Source organism: Gordonia alkanivorans NBRC 16433, from assembly GCF_000225505.1.
Classification (GTDB): Bacteria; Actinomycetota; Actinomycetes; order Mycobacteriales; family Mycobacteriaceae; genus Gordonia; species Gordonia alkanivorans.
This window is the reverse complement of sequence record NZ_BACI01000095.1, coordinates 15502-39008: the sequence shown is the minus strand read 5'-3', so window position 1 is coordinate 39008 and position 23507 is coordinate 15502. Positions and strand designations below refer to the sequence as shown.

18 protein-coding genes are annotated in these 23507 nt (G+C 67.9%); 13 read left to right on the top strand and 5 right to left on the bottom strand.

The genetic code is table 11. The annotated features are described in order from the left end of the window. Positions 1–7 precede the first annotated feature (7 nt). Entirely contained in the window at positions 8–1000 is a 993-nt protein-coding gene (locus tag GOALK_RS16825; protein ID WP_035754066.1) for a glycoside hydrolase family 26 protein, read from the bottom strand. Positions 1001–1292: 292 nt separating this feature from the next. On the opposite strand from GOALK_RS16825, the gene ettA reads away from it, so the two are divergent. The 5 genes from ettA (at position 1293) to GOALK_RS16800 (ending at position 11388) form a co-directional block, all read left to right on the top strand. Then, positions 1293–2966, top strand: coding sequence for an energy-dependent translational throttle protein EttA (ettA, locus tag GOALK_RS16820; protein WP_006360044.1), 1674 nt, complete (start codon positions 1293–1295; stop codon positions 2964–2966). Positions 2967–3005: 39 nt separating this feature from the next. Beyond that, the gene (locus tag GOALK_RS16815) at positions 3006–7748 is read left to right on the top strand and encodes an NAD-glutamate dehydrogenase (protein ID WP_035754067.1); all 4743 of its coding nucleotides are present in this window, start codon (positions 3006–3008) and stop codon (positions 7746–7748) included. Positions 7749–7829: 81 nt separating this feature from the next. After that, positions 7830–10112, top strand: a complete 2283-nt coding sequence (locus GOALK_RS16810) for a molybdopterin-dependent oxidoreductase (RefSeq protein ID WP_040004311.1) — start codon at positions 7830–7832, stop codon at positions 10110–10112. Positions 10113–10231: 119 nt separating this feature from the next. Continuing rightward, on the top strand, positions 10232–10702 hold the full coding sequence (locus GOALK_RS16805) for an acyl-CoA thioesterase (protein ID WP_005198906.1): 471 nt from the start codon (positions 10232–10234) through the stop codon (positions 10700–10702). Next, positions 10702–11388: a DUF8010 domain-containing protein gene (locus tag GOALK_RS16800; RefSeq protein ID WP_006360041.1), complete on the top strand. Its 687-nt coding sequence runs from the start codon at positions 10702–10704 to the stop codon at positions 11386–11388. The genes GOALK_RS16805 and GOALK_RS16800 overlap by 1 nt, the downstream gene beginning before the upstream one ends. A 7-nt stretch (positions 11389–11395) precedes the next feature. On the opposite strand, the gene GOALK_RS16795 is transcribed toward GOALK_RS16800, so the two are convergent. Both GOALK_RS16795 and GOALK_RS16790 read right to left on the bottom strand, forming a co-directional pair. After that, on the bottom strand, positions 11396–13276 hold the full coding sequence (locus GOALK_RS16795) for a glycoside hydrolase family 13 protein (protein ID WP_006360040.1): 1881 nt from the start codon (positions 13274–13276) through the stop codon (positions 11396–11398). Between the two features lie 100 nt (positions 13277–13376). After that, the gene (locus GOALK_RS16790; RefSeq protein WP_006360039.1) at positions 13377–13805 is read right to left on the bottom strand and encodes a globin; all 429 of its coding nucleotides are present in this window, start codon (positions 13803–13805) and stop codon (positions 13377–13379) included. A 150-nt stretch (positions 13806–13955) separates the two neighbouring features. On the opposite strand from GOALK_RS16790, the gene GOALK_RS16785 reads away from it, so the two are divergent. The 3 genes from GOALK_RS16785 to GOALK_RS16775 all read left to right on the top strand — a co-directional run bounded on the left by GOALK_RS16785 (position 13956) and on the right by GOALK_RS16775 (position 15449). Continuing rightward, positions 13956–14555: an HNH endonuclease gene (locus GOALK_RS16785; protein ID WP_040004310.1), complete on the top strand. Its 600-nt coding sequence runs from the start codon at positions 13956–13958 to the stop codon at positions 14553–14555. A gap of 164 nt (positions 14556–14719) precedes the next feature. Further along, positions 14720–14968, top strand: a complete 249-nt coding sequence (ctaJ, locus tag GOALK_RS16780; protein ID WP_005198911.1) for an aa3-type cytochrome oxidase subunit CtaJ — start codon at positions 14720–14722, stop codon at positions 14966–14968. Then, on the top strand, positions 14955–15449 hold the full coding sequence (locus GOALK_RS16775; protein WP_006360037.1) for a DUF5130 domain-containing protein: 495 nt from the start codon (positions 14955–14957) through the stop codon (positions 15447–15449). Before ctaJ ends, GOALK_RS16775 begins: the two co-directional genes overlap by 14 nt. A gap of 77 nt (positions 15450–15526) precedes the next feature. Here GOALK_RS16775 and GOALK_RS16770 read toward each other — a convergent pair whose 3' ends face one another. Beyond that, the gene (locus GOALK_RS16770; RefSeq protein WP_006360036.1) at positions 15527–16921 is read right to left on the bottom strand and encodes a C4-dicarboxylate transporter DctA; all 1395 of its coding nucleotides are present in this window, start codon (positions 16919–16921) and stop codon (positions 15527–15529) included. Positions 16922–17100: 179 nt separating this feature from the next. Between GOALK_RS16770 and GOALK_RS16765 the strand changes: the two genes are divergently transcribed. The 5 genes from GOALK_RS16765 to GOALK_RS16745 all read left to right on the top strand — a co-directional run bounded on the left by GOALK_RS16765 (position 17101) and on the right by GOALK_RS16745 (position 20826). Then, positions 17101–18651 carry a sensor histidine kinase gene (locus GOALK_RS16765; protein ID WP_006360035.1) on the top strand — a complete coding sequence of 517 codons (1551 nt, stop codon included), beginning with the start codon at positions 17101–17103 and terminating at the stop codon, positions 18649–18651. Then, positions 18648–19334, top strand: coding sequence for a response regulator (locus GOALK_RS16760; protein ID WP_006360034.1), 687 nt, complete (start codon positions 18648–18650; stop codon positions 19332–19334). The genes GOALK_RS16765 and GOALK_RS16760 overlap by 4 nt, the downstream gene beginning before the upstream one ends. Positions 19335–19477: 143 nt before the next feature. After that, entirely contained in the window at positions 19478–19912 is a 435-nt protein-coding gene (locus tag GOALK_RS16755) for a hypothetical protein (RefSeq protein ID WP_006360033.1), read from the top strand. Positions 19913–20191: 279 nt separating this feature from the next. Next, a complete protein-coding gene (locus GOALK_RS23965) occupies positions 20192–20335 on the top strand; it encodes a hypothetical protein (RefSeq protein WP_006360031.1) in 144 nt (47 codons plus the stop codon). Then, entirely contained in the window at positions 20332–20826 is a 495-nt protein-coding gene (locus GOALK_RS16745) for a DUF5994 family protein (RefSeq protein WP_006360030.1), read from the top strand. Before GOALK_RS23965 ends, GOALK_RS16745 begins: the two co-directional genes overlap by 4 nt. Positions 20827–20876: 50 nt before the next feature. On the opposite strand, the gene pepN is transcribed toward GOALK_RS16745, so the two are convergent. Next, positions 20877–23486 (bottom strand): aminopeptidase N, encoded by a 2610-nt coding sequence (gene pepN, locus GOALK_RS16740; RefSeq protein ID WP_006360029.1) that lies wholly within the window; start codon positions 23484–23486, stop codon positions 20877–20879. Between the last annotated feature and the right edge of the window lie 21 nt (positions 23487–23507).

Sequence of the window (23507 nt, the reverse complement as noted above, 5' to 3'; positions counted from 1 at the left end):
ACTCCTATCACCGCAACCCCACTTCTTCGAGTGCACGTGCCATCGCCCGGCCTGCCTCCGGCGAGCTGTTCAGACCCCAGTCCGATTCCTTGTCGTGGTCGAACCAGACGAAACCCGTGACCCCGTCGGCCTTGTCGAGGTAGTCGACGAGATCTGCGATCCAGTCGGCCTTGGACCCGCCCGCCTCGGCCGAACCGACCTCGGTGACGAGAATCGGCTTGTCCGGCGCGAGTTCGCGCAGCTGGTCGAGGGAGGACCCGAAGAGCTCGTTCGGCGACGTCCATCGGTGGCCGGGTACCGAGCCCCAGTTGTAACCGTCGATGCCGAGGACATCGACGTAGTCGGCGCCGGGGTACCAGCGGGACAGCGGAACGTCCGAGATCGGGACGTTCGGCGCCCACACCCACTTCACGTTCACCGCGTTCTTCGACGCAAAAAGGTCGTGGACGTGCCGCCACGCCGCGACGTACAGCTCGGGCGGCGTCCCACCCGCGGGACTCCACGGGTACCAGTCGCCGTTGGGTTCGTGGGCGAACCTCAGATAGACGGTCGAACCCCAGGCGACGAGCTCGTCGGCCCAGCGGTACAGGTAGTCGTCGTGCGTTCCGGCAACGATCGAGGACATCGAGAAGGCGGCGCGATCGTAGGTGCCGTCGCCGAGATGCCGCCAGGGTTCCCAGGTGACGATCGGCTCGGCCCCCGCGCCGATCACCGCGTTCAGCGCCGCGATCGGTGGGATGGCGGTGAAGTCCTCGAAGAACAGATTGATGGTCGGAGAGACCCCGGTCAGCGCGGTGACGCCGGCGACCTCCGCGGGCTCGAGCGGGCCGCTCGGTGTCGTGACCCCGAATCTCAAACATGGGCCGGCCGGACCGTACAGCGGTGAGATGGTTGGAGGACAATGCCGGGGCTCGGCCGCACAGGCGCCGACAGCACCCATCGACGTGACGATCACGCCCACGACCACCGTCACCACTGTCCACCTACCCACCGAGCGCATGACACTCCCATCGCGCCAACCCAGCGCCGCACTTGTGCTCGCCCGGCGCCGCAACTCACACCCCGTCGTCGGCCCTCGCCGACGCGAACCATTCTCGCGACAAACCGCGCGTCGCGCGCGGCATCCGCCCAATTGCGTGGCCGGTACCGGGCGGACCGGGTCACCGGGCGACGGGCCCGCCGGGGCCGACCACTAGGCTGGGACCCATGTATGCGCACCGACCGTGCGTGCGCCAGAGCATCTGAATTGCTGACATCCACCCGGCATCGAGCAGGTCCGAAGGAGTTTTCACGTGGCTGAGTTCATCTACACCATGAAAAAGGTGCGCAAGGCGCACGGCGACAAGGTCATCCTCGACGACGTCACCATGTCCTTCTATCCGGGCGCCAAGATCGGCGTCGTCGGCCCCAACGGTGCCGGTAAGTCGTCGATCCTGAAGATCATGGCCGGCCTCGACCAGCCGTCGAACGGCGAAGCCTTCCTCGACCCCGAGGCGACCGTCGGCATCCTGCTCCAGGAGCCGCCCCTCAACGAGGAGAAGACGGTCAAGGAGAACGTCGAAGAGGGCATGGGCGAGATCAAGGTGAAGCTCGACCGCTTCAACGAGATCGCCGAACTGCTCGCCACCGACTACTCCGACGAGCTGATGGAGGAGATGGGCAAGCTCCAGGAAGACCTGGACAACGCCGACGCCTGGGACCTCGACTCGCAGCTCGAGCAGGCCATGGACGCGCTGCGCTGCCCGCCCGCCGACTCACCGGTCACGCACCTCTCCGGTGGTGAGCGCCGCCGCGTCGCACTGTGCAAGCTGCTGCTGCAGAAGCCCGACCTGCTGCTCCTCGACGAGCCCACCAACCACCTCGACGCCGAGTCGGTGCTGTGGCTCGAGCAGTTCCTCGCGAGCTACCCGGGCGCCGTCCTGGCCGTGACCCACGACCGGTACTTCCTCGATCACGTCGCGCAGTGGATCTGTGAGGTCGACCGCGGCAAGCTGCACCCCTACGAGGGCAACTACTCCACCTACCTGGAGAAGAAGGCCGAGCGTCTCGAGGTCCAGGGCAAGAAGGACCAGAAGCTGCAGCGCCGCCTGAAGGAAGAGCTCGCGTGGGTTCGTTCCGGTTCCAAGGCCCGTCAGACCAAGAACAAGGCTCGCCTGTCCCGTTACGAGGAGATGGTGGCCGAGGCCGAGAAGACGCGGAAGCTCGATTTCGAGGAGATCCAGATCCCGACGCCACCGCGCCTCGGCGATGTGGTGGTCGAGGTCTCCCACCTCGACAAGGGCTTCGAGGGCCGCGTCCTCATCAAGGACCTGTCCTTCACGCTGCCGCGTAACGGCATCGTCGGTGTCATCGGCCCCAACGGTGTCGGTAAGACGACGCTGTTCAAGACCATCGTCGGCCTCGAGGCACCCGATTCGGGCACCGTGAAGGTCGGCGAGACGGTCAAGCTGAGCTACGTCGACCAGACGCGCGCCAACATCGACCCCAAGAAGAACGTCTGGGAGGTCGTCTCCGACGGACTCGACTTCATCGAGGTCGGCCAGAACGAGATGCCGTCGCGCGCCTACGTCAGTGCCTTCGGCTTCAAGGGGCCGGATCAGCAGAAGAAGGCGGAGGTCCTCTCCGGTGGTGAGCGCAACCGCCTGAACCTCGCGCTCACATTGAAGGAGGGCGGCAACCTCATCCTGCTCGACGAGCCGACCAACGACCTCGACGTCGAGACCCTGGGATCGCTGGAGAACGCGCTCGAGAACTTCCCCGGCTGTGCCGTGGTCATCAGCCACGACCGCTGGTTCCTCGACCGCACCTGTACCCACATCCTGGCGTGGGAGGGCAACGTCGAAGAGGGCAAGTGGTTCTGGTTCGAGGGCAACTTCGAGGCGTATGAGGCGAACAAGGTCGAGCGTCTCGGCGCCGACGCGGCACGTCCGCACCGGGTGACCCACCGCAAACTCACCCGCGATTAATACCGACCCCGTCCGGCGCGGGTGACTAGCATCGGCGATGTGACGTCACTCGTGCCGGACGCGGTGAACCACTACTTCAGGTCCCGGGCCGAAGGCTCGGGGACGGACAGCGCCGCCGAGCAGGTGGTGCGTCATCTTGACGTCGCGACCCGGCGGGATCCCGGACAGGCACTGGTCGAGGTCGTCGACGACGACGGCGGCGCGGTCGAGATCGTCGTCGTCAACGACGACATGCCGATGCTCGTGGAGGCGGTTCTGGCGACCGTTGAGGCACACGACCTATCCATCGAGCGCATGGACCATCCGGTCATGCCGGTGCAACGCGACACCGACGGCGGGCTCGAGGCGATCGACGACGTCCCCGGTGCCGCCTGGGAGTCCTGGATCTTCGTCGGCGGGCTCGCCGGACATCCCGGCGTCGATCCAGAGGCGCTCCGATCGGACCTCCTCGAGGTCGTGTTCCGGGTGGGCGACGTCGACCACGACGCCGCCCGGATGCGGTCGCTGATGACGTCGTGTGCGGCCGACCTGGCGGTAATGCCGGTGCGTGAGTCGACAGGCATGCGCAACACCGACCGGCACGAGTACGCCGAACTCCTCGAATGGTTCGCCGGGAACCACTTCCATCCCCTCGGATACACCCGGGTGGGTACCGACGGCGCCGGTGACGGTGACGAGCGGCTGGGGGTCTGGCGCACCGGCTCCATCACCCGGGACTTCCCGTCGGTGACCACGCAGCCACTGCTCCCGCGAGCGAGTCGGGTCTTCGTCGCCACCGGCATCCAGCGGTCGAATTTCCCGGTGCTGCTGCAGGTTCCCGCCTTCGACGCGCACGGCAACCACGACGGTGAGCACCGGTTCCTCGGCACCATGACCTCTTCCGGTCTGCACCAGACAGTGCTCGACGTCCCGGTGTTGCGCACCAAGGTGCACGACGTGCTCGCGCGCGTCGGCGTCGACGAGGACTCCTTCGCCGGACAGTCCATGATCGAGCTGCTGCAGAACTATCCGGTGGTGGAGATGTTCGCCTCCACCACCGACGAGCTCGCCCGTCGTGTCACCGAGATGCTCGACGCGGTCGCGACCCGGTCGTTGCGCCTGTTCGTGCGTACCAGTCTCGACGGCAAGACCGCGGTCGCCCTCATCTACCTGCCCCGGGACCGCTACAACACCCAGAATCGACTCGCCCTCGAACGTGCCTTGATGGATGAATTGAAGGGCAGCGCACTGGAATACACGGCCCGTGTGAGTGAGATGCCGCTCGCGCTCCTGCAGGTGCTGGTGTGTATCGAGCCGGGCGCCGCATCCGAACTCGGCTCGGTGGACACCGGATCACCCGCGCACGCACGGATGCAGGCGGCGCTCGCGGCGGCGATCCGAGGATGGGACGAGCGTGTCCGGGAACTCGCCGTGAACCTCGGCGACCGTTCCGGATCGGTCTCGGGTGGACCGGAACTCCTTCTGCGGCAACTGCCCTCACTCTCCGACGACTACAAGGAACTCCGCGAACCCCAGGACGCCCTCGCGGACCTGATCCACGTCGTCTCCCTCGAGCCGGGCGCGTTGGCGGTGACCCTCGACGCCATCGAGCAGCGCGGGCCGGGCGACCACCACAGCTGGCGGTTCACCCTCTACCTGTGCGGGGAGTCGGCGACCCTCACCGATGTCCTGCCGGTGCTGCACAGTCTCGGCCTCGATGTTCTCGAAGAACATCCGTACGAGATCCGGCGGTCCGACGACACCGTCTGCTGGGCCTACGAGTTCATCGTGCAGCTCGCCGCCGGGATGTCGGTGGACCTCGACCATGCCGACGACCTCGAGGAGCGCTTCACCGAGGCGTTCCGTCAGATCTGGCTCGCCGCAGCGGAAGTCGACGACTACAACGAGCTGATCATCCGGTGCGGACTGGACTGGCGGTCGGCGGCGATGCTGCGCGCCTACGGGCAGTACCTGAGGCAGTGCGGATTCTCTTACAGCACCGCCCATGTCGCGAATGTGCTGGGCCGTCATCTGCAGATCACGCGCGGGCTGGTCGAACTGTTCGTGACCTCCTTCGACCCGGCCGCCTCCGACCCCGAACGGCGCGAGCGGGTGAGCGCACAACTCCGGGCCGACATCGGCACGGTGCTGAGTCTCGACGCCGATCGCATCGTGTCGGCCTTCGCCGCGGTCATGACCGCGACGTCACGGACCAACTACTTCGTCACGACCGGTGAACGGGATCTCGAGCACCGCCCGGTCATCTCGTTCAAGCTCCGGCCTCGCGATATCCCGCAGACCCCCGAACCCCGTCCGTTGCACGAGATCTTCGTGTACTCGCCCCGTGTGGAGGGCGTCCATCTGCGGTTCGGCGCAGTGGCACGCGGCGGGCTGCGCTGGTCGGACCGCAAGGAGGATTTCCGCACCGAGGTCCTCGGTCTGGTGAAGGCACAGGCCGTCAAGAACGCCGTCATCGTCCCCCTCGGCGCGAAGGGCGGCTTCGTCGTCAAGCGTCCGCCGGCGCCGACCGGGGACACCGCTGCCGACCGGGATGCGCAGCGCGAGGAGGGGATCGCCTGCTACCGGCAGTTCATCTCCGGTCTGCTGGACATCACCGACAACATCGACCGCTCGACCGGGGAGGTCATCCCGGCGCGGGGTGTGGTCCGGCTCGACGAGGACGACACCTACCTGGTCGTGGCGGCCGACAAGGGCACCGCGGCGTTCTCCGACATCGCCAACGAGGTGTCACAGTCCTACGGTTTCTGGCTCGGTGACGCGTTCGCCTCGGGCGGCTCGGCCGGATACGACCACAAGGCCATGGGCATCACCGCACGCGGTGCCTGGGAGTCGGTCAAACGGCATTTCCGGGAGATGGGCGTCGACACCCAGTCGCAGGACTTCACCGTCGTCGGGATCGGCGACATGAGCGGGGACGTGTTCGGCAACGGGATGCTGCTCAGCGAGCACATCCGGCTCGTCGCCGCCTTCGACCACCGGCACATCTTCGTCGACCCGGACCCCGTCGCCGACCGGTCCTACCTCGAACGCCGCCGCCTGTTCGAGGTGCCGCGATCGTCGTGGGCCGACTACGACACCGATCTGATCGGTGAGGGCGGAGGGGTGTGGTCGCGGGACCGCAAGTCGATCCCCGTCAGCGCGGAGATGGCGGCAGCGCTCGGTATCGCGGAGGGCGTCGACGAACTCTCGCCGCCCGAACTGATCCGAGCGATCTTGCTCGCGCCCGTCGACCTGCTCTGGAACGGCGGCATCGGAACATACATCAAGGCGTCGACGGAGAACCACGGGGACGTCGGCGACAAGTCGAATGACGCGATCCGCGTCGACGGTGATCAGGTGCGTGCCAAGGTGATCGGGGAGGGCGGCAACCTCGGCGTCACCGAACGGGGGCGGATCGAGTTCGATCTCGCGGGTGGCCGGATCAACACCGACGCACTCGACAACTCGGCCGGAGTCGACTGTTCCGACCACGAGGTCAACATCAAGATCCTGCTCGACTCCGCGGTGTCGGGCGGTGCGCTGGAGACCGACGACCGGGACCCGTTGCTCGAGTCGATGACCGATGACGTCGCCGATCTCGTTCTCGCCGACAACATCTCACAGAACTCCGAGTTGGGCTTCTGCCGCACCTTCGAACTCACGCGCGTGGAGGTCCACGCCCGGATGCTCGACCAGCTGTCACGCGAACGCGGCGTCGACCTCAGACTGGAAGCCCTCCCGCAGGCACGCGAACTCCGCAAGCGGTTCGACGGTGAGTTGCAGCGCGGGCTGACCTCACCGGAGTTCGCGACCCTGATGGCGCACGTCAAACTCGAGGCGAAGTCGGACCTGCTGGCCAGTGACCTCCCCGACAACGACGTGTTCGCCGCACGCGTGGCCCGCTACTTCCCGGAGGCCCTGCGCGAGACGTACCGCGAGCAGATCAACTCCCACCGGCTACGCCGCCAGATCGTCACGACGACCCTCGTCAACGACGTCATCGATCACGCCGGGATGACGCATCTGTTCCGGTTGAGCGAGGGCACCGGGTGCACCACCGAAGAAGGTGTCCGCGCCTACGTCGTGTCCAACGAGATCTTCGGCATGAGCGACGTCTTCGAGAGCATCCGGCACGCACCGGCACCGGCCGAGGTCGTCGACGGAATGATGCTCTACGCCCGACGCCTGCTGTTCCGGGCGTCGCGGTGGCTGCTCGCGTTCCGTCCCCAGCCACTCGCCATGGCCGCCGAGATCACCCGCTACTCCGATCGGGTCACCCGGCTGTCCGCGGCCGTCGACGGCTGGCTGGGGGAGAGCTCCGCGAAAGACATCTCCGACCGGGTACACGCGTACGTCGACGAGGGGGTCCCCGACGACCTCGCCCGGACGGTGGCCGTCAGCCTCCACCGGTTCTGCCTGCTCGACATCATCGATGCCGCCGAGATCTCCGACCGCGACCCCGAGGAGGTCGGCGACCTCTACTTCGCGGTGATGGAGCACTTCGGACTCGAGGAACTGCTGACGGCGGTGTCGAACCTGGACTACGGCGACCGCTGGCACGCGCTCGCCCGGCTGGCGCTGCGCGACGACATGCACGGCGCGCTACGGGCGCTCACCCTCAAGATCCTCGAGGTCAGCGAACCCGACGAGTCGAGCGACGAGAAGATCGCCGAATGGGAGTCCTCCCAGTCGAACCGGCTCAGCCGCGTGCGCAGCGTCCTCGGAGAGATCGAGGAGACCGGGACCCTCGACCTCGCGACGCTGTCGGTCGCCGCGCGACAGCTCCGCAGTGTCATCCGCTGAATCCCTTTCGGCCCCTGATCCGTTTCGGCCCCTGATCCGTTTCGGCCACGCCGACCCGATGCCCGGGCCTAGCCTGGGCACATGACGCGCACGGCACCGCGAATCTGCCCACTCTGCGAGGCAACCTGCGGGTTGTCCCTCGTCGTCGACACCCACGGCGGCCCGATCGAGGAACACGCCGAGGCGGACGGGCATTTGCGTGAACACGTGACCGGTGCCCGCGGCGACGCCGACGACGTGTTCAGCCACGGCTACATCTGTCCGAAGGGGGCGAGCTTCCCTCAGCTCGACAACGATCCCGACCGTCTCGAACGTCCACTGGTCACACGGGACGGACGGTTCGTCGAGGTCGGCTGGGACGAGGCGCTCGACGAAGCCGTCACCCGTCTGCGCGCGGTCATCGACACCCACGGCGGATCGTCGGTCGGTTTCTATCTCGGCAACCCGTCGGCGCACACCATCGCGGGCACCATGTACGCGCCGCTGCTCGCGCGTGCGATCGGAACCCGCAACGTGTTCAGCGCCGGCACCCTCGACCAGATGCCCAAGCAGGCGGCGTCGGGATACCTCTTCGGTCACGCCGGGACCTTTGCCGTCCCCGACCTCGACCGCACCGATCACCTGGTGATCATCGGCGCGAATCCCGTTGTCTCCAACGGGAGCATGGCCACCGCCGCTAACTTCCCCGGCAAGCTGAACGCCCTCCGGCATCGCGGCGGGCGGCTCACGGTCATCGACCCGGCGCGTACCCGCACCGCCCGGCTCGCCGACACCCACCTCGCGCCACGGCCGGGAACCGATGCCGCGTTGCTGGCCGCCATCGTCACCTGCCTGTTCGACGAGGGACTGGTCGCCGACGACCTCGGCGGTATCGCGACCCACGTGCAGGGCGTCGACGAATTGCGCAGGGAGATAGGTGATCTCACGCCCGAGCGGGTGGCGCCGTACTGCGATGTCCCGGCCGAGGACATCCGCGCGCTCGCCCGTGCGATCGCGGCGGCACCGACGGCGGCGGTCTACGGCCGACTGGGCACCAGCGTCGTCGAGTTCGGCACCCTCGGCAGCTGGCTCATCGACGTGGTCAACGTCCTCACCGGCAACCTGGATCGGCCCGGCGGGGTCATGTTCCCGACGGCGCCGACCGCCCCCGCACCCCGTCCGGCCCGGCCGGGGCGCGGATTCCGGACCGGCCGCTGGCGCAGCCGGGTGTCGGGACATCCCGAGGTCGCGGGGGAGTTGCCCGCCGTCGCGATGGCAGAGGAGTTCGAGACACCCGGCGAGGCGCAACTGCGGGCACTGGTCACGGTCGCCGGCAACCCCGTGCTGTCGGCGCCCAACGGCCGCCGGCTGGCCACCGCGCTCGATGCCGCCGACGTCGTCGTGTGCGTCGACCCCTATCTCAACGAGACCACCCGGCATGCCGATGTCGTCCTGCCGCCGCCGCGCCCCTCACAGAGCCCGCACTTCGACGCGATCCTCAACAACCTCGCCGTACGCGCGAACGCCCGCTACTCGCCGCGGGTGCTGCCGCTACCCGACGGCCGGCCCGACGAGATCGACATCGTGTGCCGGCTGATCCTCGGGCTCTCCGGGGCGGGCGTCGACGCCGATCCTGGCCTCGTCGACGAGCAGGTCATCGCCGCGACCCTGGCCAAGGAGGTCACCGACCCGCATTCGCCGGTCGCCGGACGCGACGTCGAGACCCTCGTGGCGATGCTGCCCGAAGCTCGGGGCCACCAGCGCCGCTTGGACATGATGCTGCGGCTCGGCGCCTACGGCGACGGTTTCGGTGCACGGGAGGGCCTCACGTTCGCCGATGTCCTGGCCGCCCCGCACGGCATCGACCTCGGTCCGATGCGCCCGCGTCTGCCCGGGGTGCTCCGCACCGCGTCGGGAAAGGTCGAGCTGGCACCGGACCCGCTGATCGGGGACCTCGCCCGGTTGCGTGCCGCAGTCGACGCCGAACACGAGCCGGGCGATCCGTCGCTCCTCCTCGTCGGTCGCCGTCACCTGCGGTCCAACAACAGCTGGATGCACAACCTGCCCGCACTCACCGGCGGGACCAATCGCTGCACCCTGCAGATGCACCCGGACGATGCGGCGCGCCTGGGCATCGACGGCGTCGCGACGGTCCGCGGCGCGGGCGGGTCGCTGACCGTCCCGGTCGAGCTCACCACCGACATCAAGCCCGGAGTCGCCTCGATGCCGCACGGCTGGGGTCACGACGACGCCGAGGCCCGCCTCTCCGTGGCGGCCGCGGAACCGGGGGTCAACGTGAACATCCTCAACGACGGGACACGGCTCGACCCGCTCTCGGGGACCGTCGTCCTCAACGGCGTGCGGGTCGAGGTCGGTCCCGCCTGAATCGCTCGCGGTCGTCACCGCCCGTCAGGGGTGCCGGGGCCCGCCGTGCGTAGGGTTGAGTCCGCGACGCCCGACGGCGTCGTAGCAGCAGATCCGGATCGACAGGGGATGGAACGCACGTGCTCAACGAGGACTCGGGGACCGCGACGACCGACGGCTACGTGGTGAAGGTCCCGGTGCGATGGTCGGACATGGACGTCTATCAGCACATCAACCACGCCCGGATGGTCACGCTGCTCGAGGAGGCGCGTATCCCGTGGCTGTTCCTCGACGGCCGGCCCACCGCGCCGCTGCGGGACGGCTGCCTCGTGGCCGACCTGCACGTGAAGTACCAGGCACAGCTGCGGCACTCCGAGGGGCCGATCGAGGTGACCATGTTCGTCGAGCGCCTGCGCGCCGTCGACTTCACCGTCGGCTACGAGGTCCGCGCGGCCGGGGCCGATCCCGCATCGAAACCGGCGGTCGTCGCCAGCACCCAGCTCGTCGCCTTCGACGTCGCCGGCCAGCGCATCGCACGGCTCACCCCGGAACAGAAGGACTACCTGAACTCGTTCCGCCGCGGCGACGACACGTCCACGAAGCAGCACTGATGGAACGGTTCATCCAGATCGCGGAGTCGGATCGCTCCAACGCGTCGGCGTTCCTCGCCCATGCCCAACGGCTCGACGACGCCGCCGTCGTGCGCGTCGTCGCCCGCTCGGATGGACTCGTCGCACTCTGGACACACACCGGATTCGAGGTGCTCGCGACCCGTGCGGTCTCCGGGCAGCTGGCACCAGCCGACATCGTCTGCGACGCGGCATCGCTGCACGCCGCGCTCGCCGCGGCTCCCGCAGGCGCGCCGTTAGATCCCGGATTCTCCCTCGACTCCGCCTGGCGCGGTGCACTTCCCGTATCCGTCGGCTACCGACACGTCGACGACGTGCCCGCTCGCAGCATCGTCGGCCTGGCGCGCGACGGCGCCCGCGTGGCGCGCGAGGAGGGAAGTGCTCACGGACCCGCCACGGGTGTGCTCGACCAGGGCGTGCTCGAGGTCTCGACCGAGGACGGTGCGCTGCGCGCGGTCGTCACCATGCGCTCGCTCTTCGCCTTGACCGGGATGGGTTTCCTCCGCGACCGCGACGGGCACGCGGTCACCGAGAGTTCACCGGTCGAGGACATCGACGCCGCGGAACCGGTCCGGATCCGCTTGTCGGCGGCCTGGATTCGGGTCGACGCCCGATACGGTTCGGTGTACCAGCGGCGTCACCGTGACCTGTCGGTCACGGTTCTATAGAGGATTCTCAGACCAGCCAGGCGGCGGCGTCGGGCGGCAGCATGCCGTCAACCAGCGGCGAACTGATCAGCAGGAGCTCACCCGGTGGCAGCGGAACCGGGACCTCGCCGGCGTTCAGTGCGCAGATCAGGAATCCCTCCGACCGCCGGAAGGCCAAGCAGCCCTCCGGTGCCTCGTACCAGTCGATCGAGTCGCCGGCGAATTCCGGTCGATTGTAACGTAATTCGATGGCCGCTCGGTACAGCGACAGCATCGAGCCCACGTCCTCGAGCTGTGCCTCGGCGGTCAGCGATCGCCACGACTCCGGCATCGGCAACCAGGTGTCGGCCGACGTGCTGAAACCGAACGGCGGCTCGGTGCCCTGCCAGGGCAGCGGAACCCGGCATCCGTCGCGGCCGCGTTCGGTGTGACCCGACCGCTCCCACACCGGATCCTGGAGGACCTCCTCGGGCAGGTCGTCGACGTTGGGCAGGCCGAGTTCGGAACCGTTGTAGAGAAAGATCGAACCAGGCAGGGCCATTTCGACGACGAGCATCGCCCGCGCACGGCGCGTCCCGCGTGCGAGGTCGAGATCACCGGTCGCGGGGTCGACGGGGGCGTACCGCGTCACCTCTCGTTCGACGTCATGGTTAGACAGCGTCCACGTGGGCGTCCCGGACACCGACAGGACCGCGTCGAGAGAGTTCTCGATGGCCTCCCGGATCGCCTCGGGTTTGAAGGGAGCCTTGGCGAGTCGGAAGTTGAAACCCAGATGCAGTTCGTCGGGGCGCAGGTACTCGGCGAACCTCTCGTTGTCGTTCACCCAGATCTCGCCGACGTTCGCGGCGCCCGGGTACTCGTCGAGGACCTTGCGGATCTTGCGGTGGATGTCGTGCACCGCATAGTTGTTGAACCGCGGATCGTCGTCGTCGTTGGAGAGCAGCGCGGTGTTGGTCAGGTCCATGTCGGGCAGGTCGGCGGGCTTGGCCATCCCGTGCGCGACGTCGATCCGGAAACCGTCGACGCCGCGATCCAGCCAGAACCGCAGTGTCTTCTCGAGATCGTCGAAGACCTCGGGGTTCTCCCAGTTCAGGTCGGGCTGCTCGGCGGCGAAGATGTGGAGGTACCACTGGCCGGGGCTGCCGTCGGCCTCGGTGACACGGGTCCACGACGGTCCGCCGAAGATGCTGTGCCAGTTGTTCGGTGGCTCGTCGCCGTTCTCGCCGCGCCCGTCCCGGAAGATGTACCGTTCGCGCTCCGGACTACCCGGGCCCGCGGCGAGAGCGGCCCGGAACCACTCGTGCTGATCGCTGGTGTGATTGGGGACGAGGTCCATCGTCACCCGGATGTCGCGTGCGTGGGCCTCGGCGATGAGGGCGTCGAAGGTGGCGAGATCGCCGAAGAGCGGGTCGATGTCGCGCGGATCGGCGACGTCGTAACCGTGGTCGGCCATCGGGGAGGTCATGATCGGGCTGAGCCAGATCGCGTCGATGCCCAGCAGTTCGAGATATCCGAGCTTGCCGATGACACCGGCGAGATCGCCGACGCCGTCGCCGTTCGCGTCGCAGAACGACCGCGGGTAGATCTGGTAGAAGACCGCGGACTTCCACCAGGTGGTGTCGGTCGGGTCCAGCTGCGGCACCACGACGGACGCCGGTTCGTCTCGTGCGGCGGCGGTTTCGGCGCCCGGATCGAGTTCGGCATCTGCCTCGGCCTCGATGGCCTCGTCGTCGAGGGCATCCGGATCGGTTGTCGCGGATTCGATCTCGGGGGTGTCTCCCGACAAGTCACTCACGTTGCCCTCGGTAACCGTGGTCTCCGGTACGTCGGTGTGTGCGCCGTCGGTCTGACCCCCGTCAGATGGCTCGGCGGGGACAACACCTGGTGTCTCATCGCTCACCGTGGTCATTCTGCCCTACCTGAGTTTTCGGCGAGAAATCCTGGTCAATCGGCGAGTCGTGGGCGTGTCGAAACTGCGGGTGGCGAAAGGCGGAAGGTTTGCGCGGCTCTCAGATCGGCGAGTTCATCATCGACTGCGCGGCCATCTCCATGTAGTCGACGAGTGCCTGGCGGTGTGGCGGGTCCAGGGTCTCGTCGTCGATCGAGGCGATCGCGGTGTGCATGCAGCGCAGCCAGGCGTCGCGCTCGATCGGGCCGACGCGGTAGGGGTTGTGGCGCATGCGCAGTCTCGGATGGCCGCGCTCGTCGGAGTAGGTCCGCGGACCGCCCCAGTACTGCTCGAGGAACATCCGCAGCCGTCGCTCGGCGGGGCCGAGATCCTCCTCGGGGTACAGCGGGCGGAGCACCTCGTCCTTCGCCACCTCGGTGTAGAAGACCTCGGTGAGCCGTCGGAACGTCTCCGCGCCGCCGATCTCCTCGTAGAAGCTCCGCGGGGCCGGGTCGGGGGAGTTGCCGGATTCGCCAGTCACAGCCGCCATTGTCCCTACGACCGAGGGGCGCCTCAACGTCGCGTGCCGCCGGCGGGGCCCGGCCGAGGTGCCGTGCAGCGGGTTTTCCCTGCACGAGGTCGGCGTCCGTGGTGAACTTGTGCAGGTCAACCAGTTCGAGCAGGGCCGGCGGGAGGTCGAATGACGCAGCGGTCACACCACCAGACGGGCGAGGTGACGAGACTGCACGGCGGTGCGGCCTCGCCGGCGGCCGGGTCGCGGTCGTGGACACGCCGCCGGGTGCTGCTGCTCAATGCCACCTACGAGCCGCTGAGCGCGGTCACCATCCGCCGCGCCGTCGTCCTGATCCTGCGTGGACGCGCCGACATGGTCCACGCCGACGAGTCCGGGGGAGCGTTCCACTCGGCCGCGACGGCGGTGCCGGTGCCGACGGTGATCCGGCTGCGGAACTACGTGCGGGTTCCGTACCGCGCGTCCGTGCCGATGACCCGGGCGGCGCTGATGCACCGCGACCGGTTCCGCTGCGGGTACTGCCGCAAGCCCGCCACCACCATCGACCACGTCGTGCCGCGCAGCCGGGGCGGGGCCCACAACTGGGAGAACTGCGTCGCCTGCTGCGCGTCGTGCAATCACCGCAAGGCCGACCGGCTGATCACCGAGTTGGGTTGGACGCTGCGGAACCGGCCGGTCGCCCCGAAAGGCCGGCACTGGGGGCTCATCGCCGCCGTCAAGGACATCGATCCGGCCTGGATGCAGTACATCGACGCGGGCGCCGCGTGAGGCGCCGGAAGGCGCCGCGAAATGTCCTTCGGAAGGCCGCTCGGCGACCGTCTACGACGCGCTGTAGGGGTCGCTGCACCGGTCGGTGTGATGTGGGCTAGATTGATCAACGATGACCTGTGCCGACAACCGGCCTGGTCCGGCGCGACCATCGAAAGGGTGACATGGACAGCCTGATCGTCCCCATCGGAGTGCCAGTCACGATCGTGACGGTGCTCTTTGTCGTGCTCTGCGTTGTCGCGATGGTGTTCTCCGGCGGGGTCAAGTACCCGGAGGTCAAGGAGTACACCCTCGATCAGCAATGGGAGCATGCTCCGCTTCTCTTCAGTGCCACCGACATCGAACCGATGGCACTTCCGCGGCACGCGGAACCCGGCGACGTTGATGGGAGCTCGGCAAGTGGCAAGTGGTGAGGTTTCGCACGCGAACGTGAGTGCAGAGGTCGCGGCCCGCTCGGCCGCCGAACTTCCGCTGGGCACAGTGATCACCAACAGCGGACGCATCTCGGCGGCCCGCTACCCGGGTGACGCCCCGACGACGCCGCCCTTCAGCAAGAAGGATCTGATCGCTCTCGACGACACCCTGAAGGCCGCGAGCGAGAAGGCTCTCGTGCGTTTCTCGGTCTACATCGGCGATCTCGACGGTGACCTCGACGCGAGCGCCCGTGCCGTCCTGGCGAAGGCTCCCGAGCCTGCCCACGGCACGCTGATCGCGGTGTCGCCGAACACGCGCGACGTCGTCATCGTCTCCGGCAGCGAGGTGTCGAGTCGTGTCAACGACCGTGTCGCCGCCCTCGGTGTGACCGCCGCGGTCACCGGCTTCCGTCAGGGCAACCTGATCGACGGCCTCATCGCGTCGCTGCGCGTGATGGCGACCGCTGCCGCCGCAGGCTAGTCCCGCAGACCACGAAGAAGGCCGCCCCACCTGTCGGTGGGGCGGCCTCTTTCGTGTTCGCGGCCGGCCGTTTCTGCTCAGGACCGCGGGGCAGAGCCCTCGAGCACCTTCTCGTGTGCCCCGGTCCCGGCCGACTCGAGCTCGTCGTCGACCATGTTGGACTCGTCGAACGGAATGCGACCCGCCAGCACCTCGTCGACCTGGTGCTTGTCCACCGTCTTGGTCCAGGAACCGACCAGCAGCGTCGCCACCGCATTGCCGGAGAAGTTGGTGACCGCACGCGCCTCGGACATGAACCGGTCGATACCGACGATCACGCCCACACCCTCGAGCATGTCCGGCCGGTGCGCCTGGAGACCGGCGGCGAGGGTCGCCAGTCCGGCGCCGCTGACGCCGGCGGCGCCCTTCGACGCGATGATCATGAACGCGAGCAGACCGATCTGCTCGCCGACCGAGAGCGGGTCGCCCATCGCATCGGCGATGAAGATCGACGCCATCGTCAGGTAGATGGCGGTGCCGTCGAGGTTGAACGAGTACCCGGTCGGCACCACGACACCGACGGTCGTCTTCTCGACGCCGAGGTGCTCCATCTTGGCGATGAGCCGCGGCAGGGCCGACTCCGACGACGACGTCGCGAAGATCAGCAGGTACTCGCGGGCCAGATACCGCACGAGCCGGAATATCGAGACCCCGGCGATCGTCCGGAGCAGGACCCCGAGCACACCGAACACGAAGACCAGGCAGGTGAGGTAGAAGGCCAGCATCAGGGTCAGAAGCTGTTGCACGGCAGCCCAACCGGTCTGGCCGACGACGTTCGCGATGGCGCCGAACGCGCCGATCGGCGCGACCCACAGGACCATGGTCAGGACCTTGAAGACCAGCTTCTGGAAGTAGGAGACCGCGGTCAGGATGGGCTCGCCGGTGCGCCCCATCGCCTGGATCGCGAAGCCGACCAGGAGTGCGACGAACAACGCCTGCAGCACACTGCCGTCGGTGAGGGCCGAGAGCATCGACTCCGGGATGATCCCCTGGATGAAGTCCATGGTTCCGCCCGACTCGTGGGCCTCCTTCGCGAGTTCCTCACCCTTGCCCGACATCGACGAGATGTTCAGCCCCTCGCCGGGCTGGATGAGGTTGCCGACGACCAGACCGATTGCCAGCGCGACCGTCGACATGATGAGGAAGTAGACGAACGCGAGACCGCCGACCTTGCCGACCGTCGCGGCCTTGCGGACCGATCCGATGCCCAGCACGATCGTGCAGAAGATGACCGGGGCGATCATCATCTTGATGAGGCTGACGAACATGGTGCCCAGGACACCGAGTTCCTTGCCGACCTCGGGTGCCACGAGACCGACGACCACGCCGGCGACCACCGCGATGATGACCGCGATGTACAGCCAGTGCGTGCGGTCGCGCTTGGCCCGTGGCGCCTCGACCGCCTCGTCACCGGCCTTGGGATCTGCGTTCATCGGCGGTTCTCTCCTCGTGTACCGGGAACATGGGTGGTTAGGATTGTGAAACGACGTGGTGATGACCGTCACGATTCTGTTCATTACGTTCACCGATGCCGGGGGAATAGCCCGATATGGGGCTTTGCCGAACCCGAACGTCGGAAGACGAAGCTCGACAGGCAGATGAGGGGCCGAGCATGCGGTGGTATCCGCGGACGCTGGCCGGCCAGGTGGCGGCGCTCGCGCTGGCCGTCGTGGCGGTGGTGGTCGTGGCGGGCAGTGTGCTCGCGGCGATCGACGCCCGGGTCGACGGGGACCGGGCCGCCCGCGACGAGGTCACCGCGGTGGCGGTCAGCCTCGCGCAGGCGCCCTCGACGGTGTCCGCACTCACCTCGCCGGACCCGAGCGCGATTCTTCAGCCGGTCACCGACCGGATCCGGCGGGAGACGGGCATCGCCTTCATCACCGTGCTGGGTCCCGACCGGACGCGCTATACCCACACCGACCCGTACCTGATCGGGGCGCCCTACATCGGCAGCATCGATGCGGCCCTCCGTGGCGAGACGATCACCGAGACCTACACGGGCACCCTAGGTCCGTCCATCCGGACGATCACGCCGGTCCGGCGACCCGACGGCCGGATCATCGGCATGGTGGCAGCCGGTATCACCCAGCGGTCCTTGACGTCGGCCTGGCGCGGGGAGCTCCCTCGGATCGCCGTCACCGCCGTCGCAGCCCTGTTGACCGCGGCCGCCGGGGTCTGGTGGATCCGGCGACGGCTGTTGCGGCAGACCGGCGGACTGGCCCCGGGCGACCTGCGACTGATGTACGACCACCACGACGCGGTGCTGCGCGCGATCCGCGAGGGACTGATCGTCGTCGAGGCCGGCCGGCCGGCGCTGGTCAATGCCGAGGCGCAACGTCTGCTCGGCATCGGAACAGACACGCCCGCAGGCGATCTGCCGGACTTCCTGACCCGCGGCGACGGGGTGTCCGACGAGTTGCACGCCGAGGGCGGACGGGTGTTGCTGGTCAGTCGGTCGCCGGTGTCCGGACGACGCGGCTCGTCGGTCGTCACGATCCGCGACCGGACCGAACTGGCCGAGGCGATGGGAGAGTTGGATTCGATGACCCGATTCGCCGAGGCGCTCCGCTCCCAGGCGCACGAGTCGGCGAACCGGCTCCACACCCTGGTCGCACTGGTCGAGATGGGGCGGTCGGAAGAGGCGGTCCGACTGGCGACCACCGAACTCGAACTGTCCCAACACCTCATCGACCGGATGACCCAGGCGGTCGCCGAACCGGCGCTGGTCGCGTTGCTCCTGGGTAAGAGTGCGCAGGCGGCCGAACGGGGAATCGCATTCTCGCTCACCGAGGATTCGCAGTTGAGTGACGACGCCACCCAGATCCTGTCACCGCGCGAGATGATCACCGTCGTGGGAAACCTCGTCGACAACGCCCTCGATGCCTGCGATCCGGGCGACCCGTGGGTGGAGGTCGGGGTCGTCGGCGACCACGAGGCGCTCGAGATCGTCGTCGCCGACAGCGGACCCGGGATGGACGACGAACTGTTCGGCCGCGCGACTGCGCGCGGTTACTCCACCAAATCCGGTGGCGACGACGCCGGACGCGGACTGGGCCTGGCCCTCGTCGCCCAGGTCGTGGCGCGGCATCACGGGACGTTGACTGCCGAGAACACCTACGGGTCGGTTGTCTCGGTGCGGATACGGGCTGGGGTGAAGCGGTGATCCGCGTGCTGATCGTGGAGGACGAACCGGTCATCGCCGAGGCACACCGCGACTATCTCGGCCGGATCGGCGGATTCGAGATCGTGGGCGCGGTCACCACCGCGCAGGAGGCGTTACGCGCCGCGCGGGCACACGGCGTCGACCTGGTGCTGCTCGACCTCGGTCTGCCCGACGCCCGCGGCACCGACCTCGCCTCCGCGCTCTCCGGGGTGCGCCCGGCCCCGGACGTCATCGCCATCACCGCGCAACGCGACCTGCCGACCGTGCGCGACGCGATGTCACGCGGGGTGCTGCTCTACTTGCTCAAACCGTTCACGTTCACGGCCTTCCGCGAGAAGATCGAACAGTACCTGCGGTACCGGGAGGCGTTGACCGGCGAGGCGGAGGCGGTCAGTCAGCGCGACGTCGACCGAGCACTGGGCGAGTTGCGTTCCGGCGACTTCCGGCGGTCGGCGAAGAAGGGTTCCGCTCCGCAGACCGAGGATGCGGTGTGCCGGGCCGTGCGGGACAGCGCCGACGGGCTCACTGCGTCGGAAGTCGCTCGCGCACTGGGATCTTCGCGGGTCACCGCATGGCGCTACCTGGAACGACTCGCCGACGACGGCGTCCTCGACCGCGACACCCAGTACGGTTCGGCGGGACGGCCACAGGTGCGGTATCGGTGGAGGCGGGCCCGTCGGTGACCGCCATCGGTACGCGGAGATGGCGCTGGTACTGGACAGACGGCGTAGACTGAAACTCATCGGGCTGCACGCCGAGGGAATCACCGTTGGCGGCCCCGGTCACTTCGGCCGCATCCAGACGGCGACCGAGTCAGGCGAATGCCATGATCACCACCACTCGAATTCTCGACTCGCTTCCGCGCAGCCGCCTCTTCGGGCACATACGCGACTATCACCGCGCCCGACCGGGTCACTCATCGAGGCCTCAGACCATCGTGAGCGGAATCCAAGAGCAGGATTCGCGCGATGTGCCGGGCGACCTCCTCGCCGAATGGGATGTCCAGTTCCATCCCGCGACCAGCGCCGAAACGAACGAAGCGAACGAAGTCGTCGGTGACGTCCTCGCTTGCCGGACCCTCCGGCGGGCCCGCCATTCACGGACCGAGGTTCTCGATGCCGACTCGCACCCGGTGATTCTGCTCGCCACAGATGTTCTCAAGGTCCGTGCCGGGGACGTCTGGGAAAAGGTGACGAGCACTGTCGAGGGTGGCGGAACCCTGTCAGATGTCCTGTTCGAAAACCAGAGACGGGAACCCTGATGTCCACACGCCTCGATCTGCCTCCCATTGCCCGCCGGCTCAACGAGCGACTTCTCGCGCGCTCCCGGGCCGGCCGAACCGATGACGACACCGCGGCCATGGTCGGTGACCTGCGTTCTCTGATCGTCGACGCGGTGACCGAGCTGGAGAATGACATGATCATCAGCAATAACCGATCTCGCAGTGCCGCAACGCAATCGACTGATTCTGCGGTCCCCTCCGACTCGTCGGGAGCCGGAACAACCCGGCGGTCCCGGAACCGAGAAGAGAGCTGATGTCGTGACAGTCATCATCGGAGTCATCATCCTGGTCGCCGCGGTGATCGCGACGGCGGCCGGATTTCTCGCCAACAACGGCAGCGCGAACGGCCTCGCACCTGACAGCTTCGCCGTCTTCGGCTACCACGTGAGTAGCAGGGCATGAACGCGCCGACCACGCACCCGCCTCGTCAGTTGCGGTTGCGGCTCAAGCCGGCCGATTCGGTCCGGGGGTCGGTCGATGGCGCGTGGTGGCCGCGATCCCGGGACCTGGCAACGGAACTCCCGGATATCGCGCAAGCACTCGACACCCGGTTGCCGCGGCTCGAACGGGTGGGCTACCGGATCGCCGACTGGGATGCCGCGCCGGACCGGAAGATTGCGGTCGACGGCCGGTCGGTGCACTTGGAGGGCTTCACCACGTGGCCGCCCGGGGTCGTTCGATTCTCTTGTCCGAGTGGGACACTCACGCTTGCCGTACTCGGTCCTGACACTGACTCGGATGCAGCGCACGAGACGATGATGCGTGCCGCCGAGCGGACCAACACCCAGTCGGCGGAGACTCTCATCGCGTCGGCGGCCGCTGTCGACGGACACCGGACCGGTCACGCCCCACCGGCGTGGGACACCCACGAGAAGCCTGCACCGATCGGCTGATCGGGCGCAGACTCGAGGTGAGCCGATGGGGCGGAGCCGGTCGCTAGATCTCAGCCCTGCGCGTCGAACTCGCGTGCCCGCAGCGAACGTGCCACGCCGTCACGGCCTTCGGAGATCAGCCGCTTGAGGGCAGGCGGATGATCACCCGCGACGAACTCCTCGGCGAGGTCGAGGGCCTGCTGCGTCATCGCCCAGCTCGGGTAGAGGCCGATGACGACGGTCTGGGCGACCTCGCTCGAACGGCGTGCCCACACCTCGGGGATCGCCTCGAAGTACTTCTCGACGTAGGGCTCGAGCAGCTCGCCCTGGCCGGGACGCGCAAAGCCCTCGATCATGGTGCGGGTGTAGATGTTCGACAGCGAATCGTCGTCGATCGCCTGCGACCACGTGTCGGCCTTGGCCTCGGGGAGCGGTCGCGACGAACGTGCCGCGGCGGCCTGCCGGGTGCCGGTGGCGGTGTTGTCGCGCTGGGCCTCGGCGTCGATGGTCGGGGTCGAAACCGCGTCGGCATCTATCGCACCGGCGGTCGCCAACGCGCGCACCAGCTTCCAGCGCAGGTCGGTGTCGACGGCCAGGCCGCCCAGACCCTGCTCGGCCGGGTCCGCGCCATCGAGAAGTGCCCGTGCCACGTCGATCTGGTCGTCGTTGAGCTTGCCGGCCAGCCAGGTGTTGACGAAGGCGAGCTGGTGGTCGGAGCCCGCATCGGCGCCCCGGGCGAGTTCCAGCAGGCGGGCGCTGAACGCGGGCCGGCCGGTCGAGGACACCCAGGTGGGGTCGGCGTAGGACTCGATCGCGGTGGTCGCCTGCATCAGAACACGCTGCACCACACCGATCTCGGTCTCCGACGCGATCCCGCGCTGCACGAGTTCGACGAAGTCGCGGGCACGCATCTCGGCCTGACGGGTCATCTCCCAGGCCGCCGACCACACGAGGGTGCGCGGCATGGAGTCGGTGATGTCGCCGATGCGGGCGGTCGCGGTCGCCAGCGACTCGGGGTCGAGGCGGATCGACGCGTAGGTGAGGTCACCGTCGTTGAGCAGCACCAGGTCTCCGCGGTGCACGCCGACGAGTCCGGGCACGTCGGTGCGCTCACCCTCGACGTCGAGTTCCACGCTGTGGGTCTGTTTGATGGCGCCGGAACCGTTGTCGGCGTAGATGCCGACGCGGAGCCGGTGCACGCGGGTCTCGCCGGCGCCCGGCGCGGCGCCGTCCTGGACGATGGTGAACCGGGTGAACGCCCCGGACTCGTCGACCTCGAAGTCGGGTCGCATGACGTTGATGCCGGTGGTGCGCAGCCACTGGTCGCCCCAGTCCGACAGATCACGACCGGACGACTTCTCCAATGCACCCAGCAGATCGGAGAACGTCGCGTTGCCGAACTTGTGGGCGGCGAAGTAGTCGCGCAGACCCGCGAGGAAATCGTCCACACCGACATAGGCGACGAGTTGTTTGAGCACCGAGGCGCCCTTGGCGTAGGTGATGCCGTCGAAGTTGACCTCGACGGCGGCGATGTCGGGGATGTCCGCGGCGACCGGGTGGGTCGAGGGCAGCTGATCCTGCCGGTACGCCCAGGACTTCTCGACGTTGGCGAACGTCGTCCAGGCGTTGGTGTACTCGGTGGCCTCGGACTGGCAGAGAACCGAGGCGAAGGTGGCGAAGGACTCGTTGAGCCACAGGTCATCCCACCACTGCATGGTGACGAGGTCGCCGAACCACATGTGCGCCATCTCGTGCAGCACGGTCTCGGCGCGACGCTCGTAGAGGTACTTGGTGACGCGCGACCGGAAGACATAGTCCTCCAGGAAGGTCACCGCGCCGGCGTTCTCCATCGCGCCCGCGTTGAACTCGGGCACGAACAGCTGGTCGTACTTACCGAAGGCGTAGGGGATGCCGAAGTTCTTGTGGTAGAAGGCGAATCCCTGCTTGGTCTCGGTGAAGAGCCGATCGGCGTCCATGTGCTCGGCCAGCGAGGCGCGGCAGTAGATGCCCAGGGGGATGTCGCCGTGGTCGTCGGAGTAGACGTCGGTCCACTCGGCGTACGGCCCGGCGATCAGCGCGACGAGATAGGTGCTCATCGGCGCGGTCTCGCGGAAGCGATGGACACCCGGCTCGGCGGCGGCGGTCTCGACGTGTGCCGCGTTGGAGATGACCTTCCAGTCCTCCGGCGCCGTGACCGTGAGCGTGTAGGTGGCCTTCAGGTCGGGCTGGTCGAAGCAGGCGAACATGCGCTTGGCGTCGGCGGTTTCGAACTGCGAGTACAGGTACACCGATTCGTCGGACTGGTCGACGAAACGGTGCAGTCCCTCACCGGTGTTCGAATAGGCGCAGTCGGCCACCACGGTGAGGGTGTTCTCCGCTGCCAGCCCGGGCAGGGTGATGCCGACGGATTCGTCGAAGCCGGAGACGTCGAGGTCGACGCCGTTGAGCGTCGCCGAGTGCAGCGTCGGCGCGACGAGGTCGATGAAGGTCTCGGCGCCCTCGGTCGCGGTGAACGTGACCGTCGTGGTGGATCGGAACGTCTCGGTGCCGGAGGCGCCCTTCCCTGCGGTGCCGGGCGCACCGTTCCCGTCGGTGAGGTCGAGTTCGATCTGGTAGTTCGACACGTCGACGATCGCGGCGCGTTCGCGGGCCTGGTCTCTGGTGAGGTTCGGGGCAGTCACGCAGGCCAGCTTATCGAGAAG

Excerpts from the sequence above, each read along its gene's own strand:
- GOALK_RS16770 (WP_006360036.1), bottom strand. The coding sequence starts at position 16,921 with ATGAACGCAGATCCCAAGGCCGGTGACGAGGCGGTCGAGGCGCCACGG.
- GOALK_RS16800 (WP_006360041.1), top strand. The coding sequence starts at position 10,702 with ATGGAACGGTTCATCCAGATCGCGGAGTCGGATCGCTCCAACGCGTCG.
- ctaJ (WP_005198911.1), top strand. The coding sequence starts at position 14,720 with ATGGACAGCCTGATCGTCCCCATCGGAGTGCCAGTCACGATCGTGACG.
- GOALK_RS16790 (WP_006360039.1), bottom strand. The coding sequence starts at position 13,805 with ATGGCGGCTGTGACTGGCGAATCCGGCAACTCCCCCGACCCGGCCCCG.
- GOALK_RS16755 (WP_006360033.1), top strand. The coding sequence starts at position 19,478 with ATGATCACCACCACTCGAATTCTCGACTCGCTTCCGCGCAGCCGCCTC.
- GOALK_RS16825 (WP_035754066.1), bottom strand. The coding sequence starts at position 1,000 with ATGCGCTCGGTGGGTAGGTGGACAGTGGTGACGGTGGTCGTGGGCGTG.
- GOALK_RS16745 (WP_006360030.1), top strand. The coding sequence starts at position 20,332 with ATGAACGCGCCGACCACGCACCCGCCTCGTCAGTTGCGGTTGCGGCTC.
- GOALK_RS16810 (WP_040004311.1), top strand. The coding sequence starts at position 7,830 with ATGACGCGCACGGCACCGCGAATCTGCCCACTCTGCGAGGCAACCTGC.
- GOALK_RS16765 (WP_006360035.1), top strand. The coding sequence starts at position 17,101 with ATGCGGTGGTATCCGCGGACGCTGGCCGGCCAGGTGGCGGCGCTCGCG.
- GOALK_RS16785 (WP_040004310.1), top strand. The coding sequence starts at position 13,956 with ATGACGCAGCGGTCACACCACCAGACGGGCGAGGTGACGAGACTGCAC.
- GOALK_RS16795 (WP_006360040.1), bottom strand. The coding sequence starts at position 13,276 with ATGACCACGGTGAGCGATGAGACACCAGGTGTTGTCCCCGCCGAGCCA.